This is a genomic window from Streptomyces sp. NPDC058662 (assembly GCF_042716255.1).
Taxonomy (GTDB): domain Bacteria; phylum Actinomycetota; class Actinomycetes; order Streptomycetales; family Streptomycetaceae; genus Streptomyces.
The window spans coordinates 1-16,190 of record NZ_JBHXRU010000125.1 but is presented as its reverse complement, the minus strand read 5'-3'; the positions used below and the strand labels follow the sequence as shown (position 1 = coordinate 16,190).

Annotated in this window: 16 protein-coding genes and 1 pseudogene; 5 read left to right on the top strand and 12 right to left on the bottom strand. The window is 72.9% G+C overall.

Annotation, left to right across the window (positions count from 1 at the left end; genetic code table 11):
* Nucleotides 1-460: pseudogene (locus tag ACFWUQ_RS28360) on the bottom strand (metallophosphoesterase); the annotation flags it as partial.
* Nucleotides 457-741 (bottom strand): SCO4848 family membrane protein, encoded by a 285-nt coding sequence (locus ACFWUQ_RS28355; protein WP_384543679.1) that lies wholly within the window; start codon nt 739-741, stop codon nt 457-459. The gene ACFWUQ_RS28355 and the pseudogene ACFWUQ_RS28360, both read right to left, overlap by 4 nt.
* A gap of 121 nt (nt 742-862) precedes the next feature.
* Between ACFWUQ_RS28355 and ACFWUQ_RS28350 the strand changes: the two genes are divergently transcribed.
* Complete coding sequence (locus ACFWUQ_RS28350) at nt 863-2,125, top strand: D-alanyl-D-alanine carboxypeptidase family protein (RefSeq protein WP_384543677.1); 1,263 nt, start codon at nt 863-865, stop codon at nt 2,123-2,125.
* A gap of 21 nt (nt 2,126-2,146) precedes the next feature.
* On the opposite strand, the gene ACFWUQ_RS28345 is transcribed toward ACFWUQ_RS28350, so the two are convergent.
* The 4 genes from ACFWUQ_RS28345 to glyA form a co-directional block, all read right to left on the bottom strand.
* The gene (locus ACFWUQ_RS28345) at nt 2,147-3,052 is read right to left on the bottom strand and encodes a YihY/virulence factor BrkB family protein (protein ID WP_384543675.1); all 906 of its coding nucleotides are present in this window, start codon (nt 3,050-3,052) and stop codon (nt 2,147-2,149) included.
* 157 nt (nt 3,053-3,209) lie between these two features.
* Entirely contained in the window at nt 3,210-3,818 is a 609-nt protein-coding gene (locus ACFWUQ_RS28340) for a 2'-5' RNA ligase family protein (RefSeq protein WP_384543673.1), read from the bottom strand.
* 96 nt (nt 3,819-3,914) lie between these two features.
* On the bottom strand, nt 3,915-4,928 hold the full coding sequence (gene trpS, locus ACFWUQ_RS28335; RefSeq protein WP_384543671.1) for a tryptophan--tRNA ligase: 1,014 nt from the start codon (nt 4,926-4,928) through the stop codon (nt 3,915-3,917).
* Between the two features lie 260 nt (nt 4,929-5,188).
* Nucleotides 5,189-6,457: a serine hydroxymethyltransferase gene (gene glyA, locus ACFWUQ_RS28330; protein ID WP_384543669.1), complete on the bottom strand. Its 1,269-nt coding sequence runs from the start codon at nt 6,455-6,457 to the stop codon at nt 5,189-5,191.
* A 242-nt stretch (nt 6,458-6,699) separates the two neighbouring features.
* Here glyA and rocD point away from each other — a divergent pair, with 242 nt between their 5' ends.
* The gene (gene rocD / locus ACFWUQ_RS28325; RefSeq protein ID WP_384543667.1) at nt 6,700-7,902 is read left to right on the top strand and encodes an ornithine--oxo-acid transaminase; all 1,203 of its coding nucleotides are present in this window, start codon (nt 6,700-6,702) and stop codon (nt 7,900-7,902) included.
* A 12-nt stretch (nt 7,903-7,914) separates the two neighbouring features.
* Here rocD and ACFWUQ_RS28320 read toward each other — a convergent pair whose 3' ends face one another.
* Both ACFWUQ_RS28320 and ACFWUQ_RS28315 read right to left on the bottom strand, forming a co-directional pair.
* Nucleotides 7,915-9,114, bottom strand: a complete 1,200-nt coding sequence (locus ACFWUQ_RS28320; RefSeq protein ID WP_384543665.1) for a glutathionylspermidine synthase family protein — start codon at nt 9,112-9,114, stop codon at nt 7,915-7,917.
* A 64-nt stretch (nt 9,115-9,178) separates the two neighbouring features.
* Complete coding sequence (locus tag ACFWUQ_RS28315) at nt 9,179-9,478, bottom strand: hypothetical protein (RefSeq protein ID WP_384543664.1); 300 nt, start codon at nt 9,476-9,478, stop codon at nt 9,179-9,181.
* A gap of 112 nt (nt 9,479-9,590) precedes the next feature.
* Between ACFWUQ_RS28315 and ACFWUQ_RS28310 the strand changes: the two genes are divergently transcribed.
* Nucleotides 9,591-10,457: a DMT family transporter gene (locus tag ACFWUQ_RS28310; RefSeq protein ID WP_384543681.1), complete on the top strand. Its 867-nt coding sequence runs from the start codon at nt 9,591-9,593 to the stop codon at nt 10,455-10,457.
* A 19-nt stretch (nt 10,458-10,476) separates the two neighbouring features.
* On the opposite strand, the gene ACFWUQ_RS28305 is transcribed toward ACFWUQ_RS28310, so the two are convergent.
* The gene (locus ACFWUQ_RS28305) at nt 10,477-11,871 is read right to left on the bottom strand and encodes a PLP-dependent aminotransferase family protein (protein ID WP_384543662.1); all 1,395 of its coding nucleotides are present in this window, start codon (nt 11,869-11,871) and stop codon (nt 10,477-10,479) included.
* Nucleotides 11,872-11,918: 47 nt separating this feature from the next.
* Here ACFWUQ_RS28305 and ACFWUQ_RS28300 point away from each other — a divergent pair, with 47 nt between their 5' ends.
* Nucleotides 11,919-12,455: a carboxymuconolactone decarboxylase family protein gene (locus ACFWUQ_RS28300; RefSeq protein WP_384543660.1), complete on the top strand. Its 537-nt coding sequence runs from the start codon at nt 11,919-11,921 to the stop codon at nt 12,453-12,455.
* A gap of 100 nt (nt 12,456-12,555) precedes the next feature.
* Here the strand turns inward: ACFWUQ_RS28300 and ACFWUQ_RS28295 are convergent, their stop codons facing one another.
* The 3 genes from ACFWUQ_RS28295 to ACFWUQ_RS28285 form a co-directional block, all read right to left on the bottom strand.
* Complete coding sequence (locus tag ACFWUQ_RS28295; protein WP_384543658.1) at nt 12,556-13,545, bottom strand: malate dehydrogenase; 990 nt, start codon at nt 13,543-13,545, stop codon at nt 12,556-12,558.
* Between the two features lie 345 nt (nt 13,546-13,890).
* Nucleotides 13,891-14,328, bottom strand: a complete 438-nt coding sequence (locus ACFWUQ_RS28290) for a DUF3017 domain-containing protein (protein WP_384543656.1) — start codon at nt 14,326-14,328, stop codon at nt 13,891-13,893.
* Nucleotides 14,318-15,178 carry a bifunctional methylenetetrahydrofolate dehydrogenase/methenyltetrahydrofolate cyclohydrolase gene (locus ACFWUQ_RS28285; RefSeq protein ID WP_384543654.1) on the bottom strand — a complete coding sequence of 287 codons (861 nt, stop codon included), beginning with the start codon at nt 15,176-15,178 and terminating at the stop codon, nt 14,318-14,320. Before ACFWUQ_RS28285 ends, ACFWUQ_RS28290 begins: the two co-directional genes overlap by 11 nt.
* A 245-nt stretch (nt 15,179-15,423) precedes the next feature.
* Between ACFWUQ_RS28285 and ACFWUQ_RS28280 the strand changes: the two genes are divergently transcribed.
* The gene (locus tag ACFWUQ_RS28280; protein WP_384543652.1) at nt 15,424-16,140 is read left to right on the top strand and encodes an RDD family protein; all 717 of its coding nucleotides are present in this window, start codon (nt 15,424-15,426) and stop codon (nt 16,138-16,140) included.
* Nucleotides 16,141-16,190: the final 50 nt, after the last annotated feature.

Sequence of the window (16,190 nt, the reverse complement as noted above, 5' to 3'; positions counted from 1 at the left end):
CCGGCGCCCCGGCGGCCGCGGCGGGGGCCGCCGCCGCGCCCGGGGCCACGGGCGCGTCCTGCGCCGGCGCGCCCCCGGGAACGGTCTCCGGGACCGGTCGCGCGGCCGCGGCGGCCCCGTTCACCGCTCCGTGCGCCCGGTGGGCCAGACGGCGGAGCAACAGCGCGCGGATCGGCTCCGCGACCAGCATGGTCAGGGTCAGGTACAGGAGCACCGCGAGCCACAGGAACCCGGGCCAGGACACCGCCTGCTGGAGCCCGAACGGCGCGCCGGCGCGGCCCGAGGTCAGGGCGGCCGCAGAGAGGAGGGGCAGCACGATGGCCGAGGCCGTACCGATGCGGCGGGGCAGCCCCCCGGGGGCGGTGGTGTCGCGGACCAGGCGGACCCAGAGCCAGCGGTGGACCAGTACGAGCAGGGCGATCACCGCCGCCGCGACCAGCACGAAGAGCACGACCCTCATGCCGATGCCCCCGTTCCCGTGTCCGTGTCCGTCCCGGCACGTGACGCGCGCCGCAGCGCCCGCACCCCGCGCAACCCGATCACACCCACGGCCGTCCCCAGGACAAAGGACGTCACCGCGAGCGCCAGGTGCACCCAGAAGTAGGAAGTGGGCTCGCCCGCCGCGTCAAACGCCAGGCCACTGCCGTTCTTCCACAGGTTCCGGACGAAAGACACCCAGATGAACCAGCTCCACACCCCGAAGGCGAGCAGGAACCACGAGGCGGTGCGGCTGAGTCTCATGCCCTCAGTATCGGATTCGTCGCCGGGACGGACGCGCCGGGGTGGGCTGTCCCGGCGGTGGTTGCGCCGAAATGGCCCTTCCGCGAGGCCGGACAGCTCATCGGGATGTACTTTCACCTGCGTGTCCGTAAAGAAGACCGCGCTGACGGTCCTGTCCGCCGCACTGCTGGTCCCCGGGATGCTGGCGGCCCCCGCGCAGGCCGCGCCGGCCCCGCCGGTCCCGCCCGCCGACGGCAAGGGCGGGCCCGTGAAGGCCCCCAGGGCCACGGCCGCGGCCGTGGCCGCGCCCCCCGCCTCGATGTCCACGGTCGGCGGCTCGCTGCTCGGCCGGCCGGGCACCCAGGTCGACCTGCTGCCCGGGGCCCCCGCCCTGCCCTCGACCCTGACCGGCCGGTCGTGGATCGTGGCGGACGCCGAGACCGGCGAGGTCCTGGCGGCGCACAACTCCCACTGGCGGCTGCCCCCGGCGTCCACGATGAAGATGCTGTTCGCGGACACCGTGCTGCCCAGCCTCCCCAAGGACCGCGTCCACAAGGTCAGCTACCAGGACATGGAGGGCGTCGGCCCGGGCAGCAGCCTGGTCGGGGTCAAGGAGGACCACGAGTACACCGTCCACGACCTGTGGCTGGGGGTCTTCCTGCGCTCGGGCAACGACGCCGTGCACGTCCTGTCGGCGATGAACGGCGGCATCGAGAAGACCGTCAAGGACATGCAGGCGCATGCCGAGGAACTCCAAGCACTGGACACCCACGTCGTCTCCCCGGACGGCTACGACGCCCCGGAGCAGATGTCGAGCGCGTACGACCTCACCCTCATCGCCCGCTCCGGGCTGCAGAAGCAGGACTTCCGCGAGTACTGCGGCACGGTCGAGGCGCGCTTCCCGGGCCGGCAGGAGGCCGGGAAGCCGCGCGACGCCTTCGAGATCCAGAACACCAACCGGCTGATGACGGGAGCCGGAGGCCTCTCCCCGTACAAGGGCATCGCCGGCGTGAAGAACGGCAACACCACCATGGCCGGCTCCACCTTCACCGGCGCCGCCCAGAAGGGCGACCGGACGCTGCTGGTCACCGTGATGAACCCGGGCGCGGGCGGCGCCAACTCCGTCTACCAGGAGACCGCCGCCCTCTTCGACTGGGGTTTCGCCGCGGTCGGGAAGGTGAAGCCGGTGGGTGAGCTGGTGCCGCCGAAGAGCGCGGACACCACCTCCCACGGCTCCCCCGCCCAGTCGCACGAGAACAACCCGTCGGCGGGCGGCCCCGGCGCGGCCGGCGGCCTCGGTACGGCGCTGGGCGTCGCCGGCGGCGCGCTGGCCGCGATGGCGGGCGGCGCCTTCGTGGTCAACCGCCGCTGGCCCCGGGGCCGCCGGGGTGCCGGGAGGCCCTGACCCGGGCCTCGGCGGGGCGCGCTACGGCCGGGCCGCCGCCGGCTCCGGGTCCGGCACGCCGTCCCCGTCCCCGTCCGCGTCGTCGCGGGTGGCGGTCCAGGCCGCGACGAAGAGCAGCAGCTTCGCCGTGAAGTTGATCCACAGCAGCAGGGCGATCGGCACGCCGAACGCTCCGTACATGCTCTTCGCGGCGACCTCCCGGATATAGCCGCTGAGCAGCAGTTTCAGCAGCTCGAAGCCCACCGCGCCGATCAGGGCCGCCTGGATCAGGCGGCCGCGGGGCGGCTCCACGCCGGGCAGCAGGGTCAGGACGTACAGCAGCAGCAGGAAGGCCGCGAGCACGCCCACGAGGAAGGCGCCGCCGCGCAGCAGCGCGCCGCCCGCGCCGTCCCTGGGGATGCCCAGCCACGCGGCCGACTTGCCGACAGCGCTGGCGCCGAAGACCGACGCGGCGGCGGAGGCCAGGCCCACACCGCCGAGGCCGAGGAGCACGAGGGTGTCCTTGCCCTTGCGCGCGAACGGGTTGCCCTCGTCCTCGTCATCCTTGTCCCACACCGCGCGCAGGCAGTCCCGCATCGAGCCGATCCATCCGATGCCGGTGAACAGCAGGACGGCGCCGGCGACGAGGCCGACGGTGCCCGCGTTGGCCACGAGCGCGTCGAGGTCCAGCTGGTCGGAGATGCCCGGGACCTGCTCGGCGAGGCTCTTCTGCAGCGTGTCCAGCTGCTCCTGGCTGAGCAGCGCGGCTCCCACTGCGGCGGCCACCGTGATCAGCGGGAAGAGCGCGAGGAAGCTGATGAAGGTGATCGCGGCGGCGAGCCGGGTCCAGTGCACGCGGTCGAGGCGCTCGTACGAACGCCATCCGTGGGTGCGCATGAGACGGGCCGCCAGCGGCCCGATCACCGGGAGTTTCGTCAGCCAGTCCATGGAGTCACCGTAAATGAGGTGCCGGAAATAGCCAGGATTGTCGCATTCGGGGACTACGGTCGTCGATTGTGACTTTTCGCCCCACGGCTCGTCCGTTCCACACCCTCGTCCTGCGAGGGCTCAGGTACCGCGCCCGGCAGACCCTGCGGCCGCTCCGTCAGGAGGGGCGCGCGCCCGGCCGCCCGGCCGCCCCCGCCGCCTCGTCCGCCGGCGAGCCGGGCTGCGCGGGGACCCCGCTCGGGCCGCTCCCGAAGGGGTACTCGCGCAGCTTGCGCCAGACCCCGTCCGAGCCCTGCTCGTAGAGCGCGAAGCCCTCGCAGAGCCACTCCGCGGCGTACTCGGAGAGGGTCGCGAAGGCCAGGTCCATCGCCTCCTCGGAGATCCCGTGGGCGACCGTGACGTGGGGGTGGTAGGGGAAGGCCAGCTTGCGGTCGAGGGGGCCCTGGGGGTCGCGCACCTCGCCCTGGAGGCGGGTGCACCCGGCGGCGCCCTCGACCACCTGGACGAAGACCACCGGCGAGAGGGGGCGGAAGGTGCCCGTCCCGGCCAGCCTCATCCCGAAGGCCCGGAAGGACGCCGCGACCTGCGCGAGGTGGGCCCGGATCAGCGGCAGCCGCTCCGCCTCGACCTCGGTGGGCGGTACGAGGGTGACGTGCGTGGGGATGCCGTGCGCGGCGGCGTCCCCGAAGCCGGCGCGCAGCTGCTGGAGCTGGCTGCCGTACGGCTCCGGGACCGCGATCGAAACGCCGAGCGTTACGGTCCCCACGTATCTCTCCTCCGCTTGTCTGCTTGGAACACTGCCGCCCCAGTGTGGCGGCAGTGCCCCCGGTCCGCCAGGGCCGTCGGCCCCCGCCCGCGCCCGTCAGTGCTTGGCGGGCAGGAAACCGAGCCGGTCGTACGTCTGCGCGAGGGTCTCGGCGGCGACCGCGCGGGCCTTCTCCGCGCCCTTGGCCAGGATGGAGTCCAGCGTCTCCGGGTCGTCCAGGTATTCCTGGGTGCGCTGCTGGAAGGGTGTGACGAAGTCGACCATCACGTCGGCGAGGTCGGTCTTCAGCGCGCCGTAGCCCTTGCCCTCGTACTTCTCCTCCAGGGCAGCGACCGTCTCGCCCGTGAGGGTGGAGTAGATCGTGAGCAGGTTGCTGACGCCGGGCTTCTTCTCCGCGTCGAAACGGATCTCGGCCCCGGTGTCGGTGACCGCGCTCTTGATCTTCTTGGCGGTGGCCCTGGGCTCGTCGAGGAGGTTGATCAGGCCCTTGGGGGACGCCGCCGACTTCGACATCTTGACCGCCGGGTCCTGGAGGTCGTAGATCTTCGCGACCTCCTTGACGATGTGCGCGGCGGGGAGCGTGAACGTGGGGCCGAAGCGCTGGTTGAAGCGCTCGGCCAGGTCGCGGGTCAGCTCGATGTGCTGGCGCTGGTCCTCGCCGACGGGCACGGCGTTCGCCTGGTAGAGCAGGATGTCGGCGACCTGGAGGATCGGGTACGTGAACAGGCCGACGGTGGCGTTGCCGGCGCCCTGCTTGGCGGACTTGTCCTTGAACTGGGTCATCCGGCCGGCCTCGCCGAAACCGGTGATGCAGTTCATGACCCAGCCGAGCTGCGCGTGCTCGGGCACGTGGCTCTGGACGAAGAGCGTGCAGCGGTCGGGGTCCAGGCCCGCGGCGAGCAGCTGCGCGGCGGAGAGCCGGGTGTTCGCGCGGAGGTCCTTCGGATCCTGGGGCATGGTGATCGCGTGCAGGTCGACGACCATGTAGAACGCGTCGTGCGTCTCCTGGAGGGCGACGTACTGGCGGATGGCTCCGAGGTAGTTCCCGAGGTGGAACGAACCGGAGGTGGGCTGGATGCCGGAGAGCGCGCGAGGACGATCAGAAGCCATGGCCCCATTCTCTCAGGTGCGGCGGCTGACTCGGGCCCGCGCTGGCCGGAACCCCCCGGGTCGCGGCGCCGGGTGAGGCGGGGATCACATCCCCCCGCCCCACCCGCGTCCGGGCCCCGCCCACGTACCGGGCAGTAGCGGGGCGTCCGGATCCCGCCTCGACCGAGCGACCGCTTTCCCCGGCGGCGGACATGCGGTCCGGCGGGTGTCTCCGGGGGCCGGGACCGGGCCGCCGCCGGGGCCCCTGGGACCGCGGGGGGTCAGGACAGGGGGAGGCCCGGGGCCGGGAAGGCGGCCATCAGGGAGGTGACCTCCGCGCGGACCGCGGCCAGGGCCGGCTCGTCCCCCTTGGCGGCGGCGTCGACCGAGCGCGAGATCCACTCGGCGACCTGCGGCATGTGCGCGGCGGACAGGCCCCGCGACGTCAGCGACGGCGTCCCGATGCGCACGCCCGAGGGATCGAACGGCTTGCGCGGGTCGAACGGGACCGTGTTGTAGTTCACCACGATCCCGGCCCGGTCCAACGCCTTCGCCGCGATCTTCCCCGGCACGTCCTTGCCCGTGAGGTCGAGCAGGATCAGGTGGTTGTCGGTACCGCCCGAGACGAGGTCGAAGCCCCGCTCCAGCAGCGCCGCCGCCAGCGCCTTCGCGTTGGCGACGACGGCGTGCGCGTAGGCGGTGAACGCCGGCTGCGCCGCCTCGTGCAGGGCCACCGCGATGCCGGCGGTGGTCTGGTTGTGCGGGCCGCCCTGGAGGCCGGGGAAGACCGCCCGGTCGATGGCCTTCGCGTGCTCCTCGCGGCACATCAGCATCGCGCCGCGCGGACCGCGCAGCGTCTTGTGGGTGGTCGTGGAGACGACGTCCGCGTGGTCGGCCGGGGACGGGTGCGCGCCGCCCGCGATCAGGCCCGCGATGTGGGCCACGTCCGCGACCAGGATCGAGCCCGCCTCCTTCGCGATGGACGCGAAGGCCGCGAAGTCGATGGTCCTCGGCAGGGCGGTGCCGCCGCAGAAGATGAGCTTCGGGCGCTCGGCGAGGGCCAGCTCTCGCACCGCGTCGTAGTCGATGAGCCCGGTGTCGGCCCGGACGCCGTACTGGACGCCGCGGAACCAGGAGCCCGTCGCCGAGACGCCCCAGCCGTGGGTGAGGTGCCCGCCCATCGGGAGGGCCATGCCCATCACCGTGTCGCCCGGCTTCGCGAAGGCCAGGTACACCGCCAGGTTGGCCGGGGAGCCGGAGTAGGGCTGGACGTTGGCGTGGTCCACGCCGAACAGGCCCTTCGCCCGCTCCACTGCGAGGGCCTCGACGCGGTCGATGTTCTGCTGGCCCTCGTAGTAGCGGCGGCCGGGGTAGCCCTCGCTGTACTTGTTCTGCAGCACGGTGCCCGAGGCTTCGAGTACGGCCGCGGAGACGTAGTTCTCGCTGGGGATCAGGCGGAGCGTCTGCGCCTGCAGGACTTCCTCCGCGGCGACGAAGGACGCCAGTTCGGGGTCGGTCGCGGACAGGGCGGGATGGCGGCTCGCGGACATGCGGGCTCCTCCGGGGTCGATGTGATCGGTACCCCGCGAGGCCCAGGCGAGCGGCCCTGTGTGCGGTCGAGCGCGCACGACTCCCCCGGAGTTGGTTCCCCGTACGCCAGTCGCCGTGCGTACCGCCCACCTTAGCGGGCGCGTCGAAGAGAGGTTTCTCCGTCCGGTGTACGAGCGACGATAAGAAGGTGACGCCACTCTCGTCACCGGCTCACCCGGCACAACCGACGATCGGAGACCCCGTGTCGACACCTGCTGATGCCATCCGTTCCACCGAGGCGCACAGTGCGCACACCTACCACCCGCTGCCCGTGGTCATCGCCTCCGCGGAGGGCGCGTGGATGACCGACGTGGAGGGCCGCAGGTATCTCGACATGCTCGCCGGGTACTCCGCGCTCAACTTCGGGCACGGCAACCGGCGCCTGATCGACGCCGCGCGGGCCCAGCTGGAGCGGGTGACGCTGACGTCGCGGGCCTTCCACCACGACCGGTTCGCCGACTTCTGCTCCGAACTCGCCGCGCTCTGCGGCAAGGACATGGTGCTGCCCATGAACACGGGGGCCGAGGCCGTGGAGACGGCGGTCAAGACGGCCCGCAAGTGGGGCTACCAGGTCAAGGGCGTCCCGGACGGACACGCCAAGATCGTGGTCGCCGCCGACAACTTCCACGGGCGGACCACCACGATCGTCTCCTTCTCCACGGACCACGACGCGCGCGACCACTTCGGGCCCTACACGCCGGGCTTCGAGATCGTGCCGTACGGGGACCTCACCGCGCTCGCCCGCGCGGTCACCGAGAACACCGTCGCCGTGCTCCTGGAGCCGATCCAGGGCGAGGCGGGGGTGCTCGTGCCGCCGCCCGGCTACCTGAGCGGCGTACGGGAGCTGACGCGCGAGCGGAACGTCCTGTTCATGGCGGACGAGATCCAGTCGGGGCTCGGCCGCACCGGCCGGACCTTCGCCTGCGAGCACGAGGACGTCGTCCCGGACGTGTACATCCTGGGCAAGGCCCTCGGCGGCGGCGTGGTCCCGGTCTCGGCCGTCGTCGCGGACCGGGACGTGCTCGGGGTGTTCCGCCCCGGCGAGCACGGCTCCACCTTCGGCGGGAACCCGCTCGCCTGCGCCGTCGCCCTGGAGGTCGTGGCGATGCTGCGGACCGGGGAGTACCAGCAGCGGGCCGCCGAACTGGGCGACCACCTGCACCGGGAGCTGGGCCTCCTGGTCGGCGGGGGCGCCGTGACCGCTGTACGCGGGCGCGGCCTGTGGGCGGGGGTGGACATCGACCCGGCCCGCGGGACGGGCCGGGAGATCTCCGAGAAGCTGATGGAGCTGGGCGTCCTGGCGAAGGACACCCACGGGTCGACGATCCGGCTGGCCCCGCCGCTGGTGATCACCAAGGAGGACCTGGACTGGGGGCTGGAGCAGCTCCGGTCCGTCCTGGCGTAGCGGCGGCGGCCGCTACAGGATGACGTGGGGCAGGAAGCGGGCGTACTCGTCCGTGACCGGCCCCGCCGACTCGCGGATGCCGAGCCCCGCCGCCTCGTCCTCGACGACCCACGCGCCGAGCACCACGCGGTTGCCGTCGAAGTCGGGCAGCGGGGCGAGGCCCTGGAAGCAGTACCGCTCCCCCTCCTGGGGGACGAACGGGTCCGCGCCGTCCGCGCCGTGGAGGGTCACGCCGGCGCCCTCGCGGCCGAGCAGCGGCTTGGCCACGTAGCCCGAGGACCCCGGTTCGGCCAGCTCGCGCGGGCCGTCGAGGTAGGCGGGCAGCAGGTTGGGGTGCTCCGGGAAGAGCTCCCACAGGATCGCCAGCAGCGCCTTGTTGGACAGCAGCATCTTCCACAACGGCTCGATCCAGCAGGTGGTGCCGGAACCGCCGCCGTGGTCGTACGTGTCGAGGACCTGCGGGCCGAACTGGTCCGTGGCCATCCACTCCCACGGGTACAGCTTGAAGCAGCTGCGGATGAAGCGGAGCTTCTCGTCGACGAACCGGCCGGACAGGCTGTCCCAGCCGATCTGCTCGACGGACAGGGCCTGCGTGTCCAGGCCGGCCTGCTCGGCGGTCTCCTGGAGGTAGGCGACCGTCATCAGGTCCTCCCCCAGCTCGTCGCTCTCGGAGTGCGCGAAGTGCACCGGGCCGGGCGGCAGCAGTTCGGCCTGCCGGCGCCAGGCGTCCACGAGCCGCTCGTGGAGGGAGTTCCACTGGTCGGCGCCGGGGAACCGCTCCTCCATCCAGAACCACTGCGGACTCGCCGCCTCCACCAGGGAGGTCGGGGTGTCCGCGTTGTACTCCAGCATCTTCGCCGGGCCCCCGCCCCCGTCGTAGCGCAGGTCGAACCGCCCGTAGAGGGAGGGCTGTTCGGCGCGCCGCCGCCAGGACTCGGCGATCCGGGACGCCAGCGCGGGGTCGGTGATGCCGAGGTCGGCGAAACGGTCCCGCTCGACGATGTGCGCGGCCGCGGCCAGGCACATGGCGTGCAGCTCCTCGACCACGTTCTCCAGGGCCTCGACCTCGGGGAGCGTGAAGGAGTAGTACGCGCTCTCGTCCCAGTAGGGGCGCAGCGTGTCGTCGGGGTAGCGGGTGAGGGGGTAGATCAGCCCCTGTTCCTCGACGGTCTTCTGCCAGTCGGGGCGGGGCTCGATGGTGTGCCGCTTCATCGGTGTGCAGTTCCCTCGGGTTCTGGGGGTGCCGGGGCGACCGGTCGTCGGGCTACCGGGTGCCTCAGCCGCCGCTGGAGCCGGAGCTGCTCTTGCCGAGGCCGCCGCGGGTGACGGCCGACTTGTCGAAGCTGCCGCCGCTGACCTTGCCCGCCACGACGGTGCCGCCGTAGTAGTGCGAGCCGCGGCCGCCGCTCTTGCACTCCTTGTTGTTGAGCTTCTCCAGCGTGGTGCGCGACGCGCAGCGCTTGTCCGGCTCGTCGTTGCTGCCGCAGGCCACGAGTGTGGCCGCGAGCAGTCCCACTCCGCCGAGCGCGACGGCTCCCGAACGCATCCGACGCTGATTGGTGCTGCTGCTGTCCATGTCTGCTGCTCCCCCTAGTGGCGTGCTCCGGACAGACTAGAGCGGCGCCCCTGGCCGATGGAATCCGGCCGCCGTGAGATCCGTGACCTAGAGTCGCTTCGTGCTCATTGGGATGGTTTGTGCGCTCGGTGCGGCGGTCTGTTTCGGTACGGCCTCCGTACTGCAGGCGGTGGCGGCCCGCGCGGCGGAGCCCGGTACGGGGTCCGGTGTGGACCCGGCGCTCTTCCTGCGGGCCCTGCGCCAGTGGCGGTACCTGGCCGGTCTGGCCCTGGACGGGGCCGGGTTCGTCCTCCAGGTCGTCGCGCTGCGCCACATCCCGATCTACGCCGTGGGCGCGGCGCTGGCCGCCAGCCTCGCGGTCACGGCGGTGGTCGCGGCGCGGCTGCTGCGGGTCCGGCTGTCCCGTACGGAGTGGGGCGCCGTGGCGGTGGTCTGCGCGGGCCTGCTGATGCTGGGGCTCGCCGCCGGAGAGGAGGGCGCGGGCACCGGATCGCTCGCGCTGGAGCTGGGCCTGCTGGCGGTGGCGGTGCTGGTCCTGCTGGTCGGCGCCGCGGCGGGCCGGCTCCCGGACGGTCCGCGCGCGCTGGTGCTGGGCCTGGCGGCCGGGACGGGCTTCGGCGTGGTGGAGGTCGCGGTGCGCCTCGTCGACGGCTTCTCCGTGGACGAGCTGCGCGATCCGGCGCTGTACGCGCTGCTGCTCGGCGGCGGTGCGGGCTTCCTGCTCCTCACCTCGGCGCTCCAGCGCGGCTCGGTGACGGCGGCGACGGCCGGGATGGTGCTCGGCGAGACGGTCGGCCCGGCGGTGGTGGGCGTGGTCTGGCTCGGCGACCGCACCCGCGAGGGCCTGGGCTGGCTCGCCGTCCTGGGCTTCGCCGTCGCGGTCGCCGGCGCCCTCGCGCTTTCCCGCTTCGGCGAACCCCCGCCCGCCGCGGCCGCCCCCGCCGCCCCCGCCGCCCCGCCCGGCCCGGCCGGGGGGTGACACCCCGCCGCCCGCCCGGTCACGGCAGGGCGGCTGACAGCGCCGCCAGCGTCGGCCCCCACGCGCTGTCCGACGGCGTGCCGTACCCCACCACCAGCGCGTCCCGCGGCGGCAGGTCCGCCTCCGGGTGGCGGAAACGGGAGAGCCCCTCCACGGCGAGGTCCTGCCAGGCCGCCGACTGGACCACCGAGCGCTCCGTGCCCGCCGGCAGGTCGAGCACCGCGTGCAGGCCCGCCGCGATGCCTGACACCGCCACCCGGCCGGCCAGCGCGGCGAGCAGCTCGTCCCGGCGCCGCCGGTAGCGCAGCCGCATCCCGCGCACGTGCCGGTCGTACGCGCCGGAGGTGATGAACTCGGCCAGTGTCAGCTGCTCCAGCGCGCTGGAGGTCCAGTCGGTGGCGCCCTTGACGGCCAGCACCTCGTCCACCAGCCCGGGCGGCACCACCATCCAGCCCAGGCGCAGCCCGGGCGCCAGGGACTTGCTGGCGGTGCCGAGGTACAGCACGCGGTCCGGGTCCAGCCCCTGCAGGGCGCCCACCGGCTGGCGGTCGTAGCGGAACTCCCCGTCGTAGTCGTCCTCCAGGATCAGCCCGCCCGTGGCCCCGGCCCAGTCCACCGCGGCCGCCCTGCGGGCCGGGGTCAGGGCCGCGCCGGTCGGGAACTGGTGCGCGGGGGTCAGCAGCACGGCGCCCACCCCGGCGCCCAGGTCCCCCGTACGGGCCCCCTCCCCGTCCACGCGCAGCGGCCGGGTGCGCGTCCCGGCCCGCGCCAGCAGGTCGCGGTGGATGTCCAGGCAGTACCCCTCGACCGCCATCTCCCGCGTCCGGCGCGCCCGCACCACGGCAGCCGACAACATCAGGGCGTGGGCGAAGCCCGCGCAGACCACGATGCGGTCCGGGTCGGCGTACACCCCGCGCGCGCGGGCCAGGTACCCGGCCAGTGCCTCCCGCAGCTCGATCCGGCCGCGGGCGTCGCGCCCGTACCCGAAGGCCTCGTCGGGCGCGCCGGCCAGGGCCCGGCGGGTCGCGGACAGCCAGGCCGCGCGCGGGAAGGCGCTCACGTCCGGCGAGCCGGGCAGCAGGCTGTACGAGGGCCCCCGGCCGGCGGGGCGCCGTGTGCGGGCGGCGGCCGCCGGACGCCGCGGCCGGGCCCGCTCCGCGACCCGGGTGCCGGAGCCCTGCCGGGCCGTCAGCCAGCCCTCGGCGACGAGTTCGGCGTAGGCCTCGGCCACCGTGTTGCGCGCGATGCCCAGGTCGCGGGCGAGCGAGCGGGAGGACGGCAGCCGCGTCCCGGCCGCCAGCCGGCCGCTGCGCGCGGCCTCGCGCAGCGCCTCGGCGAGCCCGGCGCGCAGGCCGCGCCCGCCGGACAGCTCCAGATGCAGGTCCGCGCCGAAAGTGGCCCAGGATTCCGTCATGGATATGGACCATACCCATGGGCCGCCCGGCTCCTAGGGTGGAGCACATGACGACCACGACCGGACACGCAGGACACACCCACCCCCGCCCCGCGGCCGACGCCTACGCCCCGGAGCACACGCCCCGCATGAACATGGCGAAGGTTGCGCCCGAGGTCTACAAGGCCGTCCTGGCCCTGGAGATCGCCGCCAGGAAGGGTCTGGACCCGACGCTGGTGGAGCTCGTCAAGCTGCGCGCCTCGCAGATCAACCACTGCGCCTTCTGCATCGACATGCACACCAAGGACGCCGTCGCGGCCGGTGAGAGCGTCGAGCGGATCGTGCTGCTGAACGCCTGGGAGGAGTCGCGGCACTTCTATACGGAGAAGGAGCTCGCCGCGATCGAACTGACCGAGGCGGTCACGGTCCTGACGGACGGTTTCGTGCCCGACGAGGTCTACGCGAAGGCCGCGCGGCACTTCGAGGAGCGCGAGCTGGCCCAGCTGATCGCCGTCATCTCCACGATCAACGTCTGGAACCGCATCAGCGTCACCACGCGCGGCGTGCCCGGCCACTACACGCCGGGCATGTACGGCAAGGGCTGACCCCGGAGCCGGCCCTCCCCCGGACGGGCCCGCCGGAAAAGCCCGAAGGCCCCGGCGCGGTGCGCCGGGGCCTTCGGGTTCAGCTGTGTCGCCCAGCCGGTCAGATCAGGCCGAGCTCGCGGACCGCGTCGCGCTCCTCGACGAGCTCCTGCACGGACGCGTCGATGCGCGCGCGGGAGAACTCGTTGATGTCCAGGCCCTGGACGATCTCGTACGAGCCGTCGCGGGTGGTGACGGGGAAGGAGGAGATGATGCCCTCCGGGACGCCGTAGGAGCCGTCCGACGGGATGCCCATGGAGGTCCAGTCGCCCGCCGCGGTGCCGTTGACCCAGGTGTGCACGTGGTCGATGGCCGCGTTGGCGGCCGAGGCGGCCGAGGACGCGCCGCGGGCCTCGATGATCGCGGCACCGCGCTTGGCGACGGTCGGGATGAAGGTGTCGGCGAGCCACAGCTCGTCGTTCACGACCTCGGCGGCGTTCTTGCCGGCGATCTCCGCGTGGAAGACGTCCGGGTACTGGGTGGCCGAGTGGTTGCCCCAGATGGTCAGGCGCTTGATGTCGGTGACGTCGGCGCCGGTCTTCTTGGCGAGCTGCGAGATCGCCCGGTTGTGGTCCAGGCGGGTCATCGCGGTGAAGCGCTCGGCCGGTACGTCCGGAGCCGCGGCCTGCGCGATGAGCGCGTTGGTGTTGGCCGGGTTGCCCACGACGAGGACCTTGATGTCGTCCGCGGCGTGGTCGTTGATGGCCTTGCCCTGCGGCTTGAAGATGCCGCCGTTGGCGGAGAGCAGGTCGCCGCGCTCCATGCCCTTGGTGCGCGGGCGGGCGCCGACGAGCAGTGCGACGTTCGCGCCCTGGAAGCCCTGGTTCGGGTCGTCGAAGATGTCGATGCCCTTGAGCAGCGGGAAGGCGCAGTCGTCGAGCTCCATGGCGGTGCCCTCAGCGGCCTTCATGCCCTGCGGGATCTCCAGAAGCCGGAGCTTCACCGGCACGTCCGCGCCGAGGAGGTGACCGGACGCGATGCGGAAGAGCAGGGCGTAGCCGATCTGGCCGGCGGCGCCGGTGACGGTGACATTCACGGGAGTGCGGGTCATGGCCTTCTCCGTTAGACAGCTGGCGGTGGGGCGTCCCTGCCCCATGGGCTGGGCCCCAAGTGCTGGGAGGACGCCGCTTCCCTGTCCTGTGGAATCTTGACGTGAAGAGACATCCGCGGTCAGGCTATCCGACCCGGGCGGGGGCCGACCCCCCGCCCTGTGTGGTGCGCGGCACACGCGATCCCCGGGTTCGAAGGTCCACAGTCGGAATCGGCCCTCGAATGGGGGCATGGCGAGCCCCTCCTGGCTCACTCCACCAGGCGGATCCGCCCCGTCCGCCGCTCTTCGGTCGACTTGACGCACGCGGCCGACGCCCCGCGTACGGGTTCCCCGCGACGCTGCCCGCTACCGGACGGTGAAGCGGACGGCGCTCTCCAGGAACGGGATGTCCAGTAGGGGCTTGGGCTCGATCACGAGCGCGAGAAGGGTGATGGCCACGCCCAGCAGCCCGTACGTGACCATGTCCGTGAAACGGGAGCGCACCGCGAGCATGCCCACCGAGGGGAGCAGCCGCCGCAGTACGGAGGCCGCGATCAGGGCGATCCCGATCGCCAGGCAGCCGATCCGCGGGTGCCCCACGGCCGTGGCCAGCAGCCCGGCCGCCGTCGCCGCGAGGACGGCGAGCATCGGCCACTGGCGGGCCGGCGCGGAGACCGCGCCGGTGATGGCGCGGCCGCTGCCCTCGGGGCGGGCGGTGGTCCGCGTGACGGACGGGAAGCGGCGGGAGCGGGCGGCCCCGGCGGCCGGGACGTCCGCCGGGGCGGCGTCGGGGTCAGCCTTCACCGGTGGTCCGTTCCGCCGCCTCGACGACGTTCACGAGCAGCTGCGCCCGGGTCATCGGGCCGACTCCGCCCGGGTTCGGGGAGATCCAGCCGGCCACCTCGGCGACACCGGGGTGCACGTCGCCGACGATCTTCCCGCTCTCGTCGCGGCTGACGCCGACGTCGAGGACGGCCGCGCCGGGCTTCACGTCCTCGGGCTTGACCAGGTGCGGCACGCCCGCCGCGGCGACCACGATGTCCGCCTGGCGCAGGAGCGCGGGCAGGTCGCGCGTACCGGTGTGGCACAGGGTCACGGTGGCGTTCTCGGACTTGCGGGTCAGCAGCAGGCCGATCGAGCGGCCGACGGTGATGCCGCGGCCGAGGACGACGACGTGCGCGCCGTTGATCTCGACGCCGTGGTGGCGCAGCAGTTCGACGATTCCGTACGGGGTGCAGGGCAGCGGGCCCGGCTCGTTCAGCACCAGGCGGCCGAGCGAGGCGGGGTGCAGGCCGTCGGCGTCCTTCGCCGGGTCCATCATCTCCAGGACCCGGTTGGTGTCGATGCCCTTGGGCAGCGGCAGTTGGACGATGTAACCCGTGCACCGCGGATCGGCGTTGAGTTCCCGCACGACCTCCTCGATGTCCTCCTGGGAGGCGGTCGCGGGCAGTTCGCGCTGGATGGAGGCGATGCCGACCTCGGCGCAGTCCTTGTGCTTGCCGTTGACGTACCAGCGGCTGCCCGGGTCGTCACCGACCAGTACGGTGCCGAGGCCGGGGGTGATGCCCCGGGCCTTCAGGGCCGCCACGCGGGCGGTCAGTTCGGACTTGATCGCGGCGGCGGTGGCCTTGCCATCGAGAATCTGGGCGGTCATGGACCCATCCTCCCGGATGGAGTGGCCCCGGTTCCAGTCAAGGGGTCCGACGGGCTGATCGGTTCATTGCACTTGCACAACGAGTAGCCCCGCGCGTGGGAACCAACTGGACAACGCCTGTCCGGTCCGACGACGATGCTCGCAAAGAGTGCCGCGGGCAGTGCCGGGGGGCGGACCGCAAGTCGCAGAGTTCCTCCACGCGCGTTGCCGTGCGTCCCCGCACTTCCACGGAGGAACACCGCAAGATGAGCTTCGGCGACCCGAACAACCCGTACGGACAGCAGCAGCAGCCCCCGCAGGGCCAGCCCGGCTACGGCCACCCGCAGCAGGCCCCGCAGGGCGTCCCGCCGCAGGGCGGCTACGGCTACCCGCAGCAGGACCAGCCGTACGGCGCCGTGCCCCCGCAGGCGGGCACGCTCCAGGCCAACAACGGCTACATCAACGTCGCCGGTCTCGGCACCGTCGCGGTCGCCACGATGGGCCGCCGCTTCGGCGCCCGCGTGATCGACGGTCTGGCCATCGGCATCCTGTACGCCGTCTTCAGCGCGATCGGCTTCGCCGGCATGTTCGGTGCGCAGAAGAGCATCGAGGAGTGCGGCGACCCGCTGTCCCCGACGTACGAGGCGTGCGTGAACGACGCGGCGGGCGGCATCATGGCCGCCTTCTTCGGCGCCATCTTCATCCTCTTCCTCGTCACGCTGCTCTACGAATGGCTGATGATCGCCTTCGTCGGCGCGACCCTCGGCAAGATGGCGCTCGGCCTCAAGGTCGTCAAGGAGAGCACGGGCCAGGCTCCCGGCATCGGCGGCGGCTTCATCCGCTGGATCATCCCGATGGTCGGCAGCGTCCTGTGCGGTATCGGCCAGCTGCTGGTCTACCTCTCCCCCTTCTTCGACAACTCGGGCAAGCTCCAGGGCTGGCACGACCGCGCGGCCGGCACGCTCGTCGTCAAGGTCAAGTGACCTTCCCGCGTTGAACAACGGCGAAGGCCGCGCCCCGCAGTGCGGGGCGC

Bases quoted from the DNA above. Each gene is read 5' to 3' on its own strand.
- trpS (WP_384543671.1), bottom strand. From the start codon at position 4,928: ATGGCTTCTGATCGTCCTCGCGCGCTCTCCGGCATCCAGCCCACCTCC.
- ACFWUQ_RS28320 (WP_384543665.1), bottom strand. From the start codon at position 9,114: ATGAAGCGGCACACCATCGAGCCCCGCCCCGACTGGCAGAAGACCGTC.
- glyA (WP_384543669.1), bottom strand. From the start codon at position 6,457: ATGTCCGCGAGCCGCCATCCCGCCCTGTCCGCGACCGACCCCGAACTG.
- ACFWUQ_RS28280 (WP_384543652.1), top strand. From the start codon at position 15,424: ATGAGCTTCGGCGACCCGAACAACCCGTACGGACAGCAGCAGCAGCCC.
- ACFWUQ_RS28355 (WP_384543679.1), bottom strand. From the start codon at position 741: ATGAGACTCAGCCGCACCGCCTCGTGGTTCCTGCTCGCCTTCGGGGTG.
- ACFWUQ_RS28295 (WP_384543658.1), bottom strand. From the start codon at position 13,545: ATGACCCGCACTCCCGTGAATGTCACCGTCACCGGCGCCGCCGGCCAG.
- ACFWUQ_RS28315 (WP_384543664.1), bottom strand. From the start codon at position 9,478: ATGGACAGCAGCAGCACCAATCAGCGTCGGATGCGTTCGGGAGCCGTC.
- ACFWUQ_RS28305 (WP_384543662.1), bottom strand. From the start codon at position 11,871: ATGACGGAATCCTGGGCCACTTTCGGCGCGGACCTGCATCTGGAGCTG.
- ACFWUQ_RS28345 (WP_384543675.1), bottom strand. From the start codon at position 3,052: ATGGACTGGCTGACGAAACTCCCGGTGATCGGGCCGCTGGCGGCCCGT.
- ACFWUQ_RS28285 (WP_384543654.1), bottom strand. From the start codon at position 15,178: ATGACCGCCCAGATTCTCGATGGCAAGGCCACCGCCGCCGCGATCAAG.
- ACFWUQ_RS28300 (WP_384543660.1), top strand. From the start codon at position 11,919: ATGACGACCACGACCGGACACGCAGGACACACCCACCCCCGCCCCGCG.
- ACFWUQ_RS28310 (WP_384543681.1), top strand. From the start codon at position 9,591: ATGGTTTGTGCGCTCGGTGCGGCGGTCTGTTTCGGTACGGCCTCCGTA.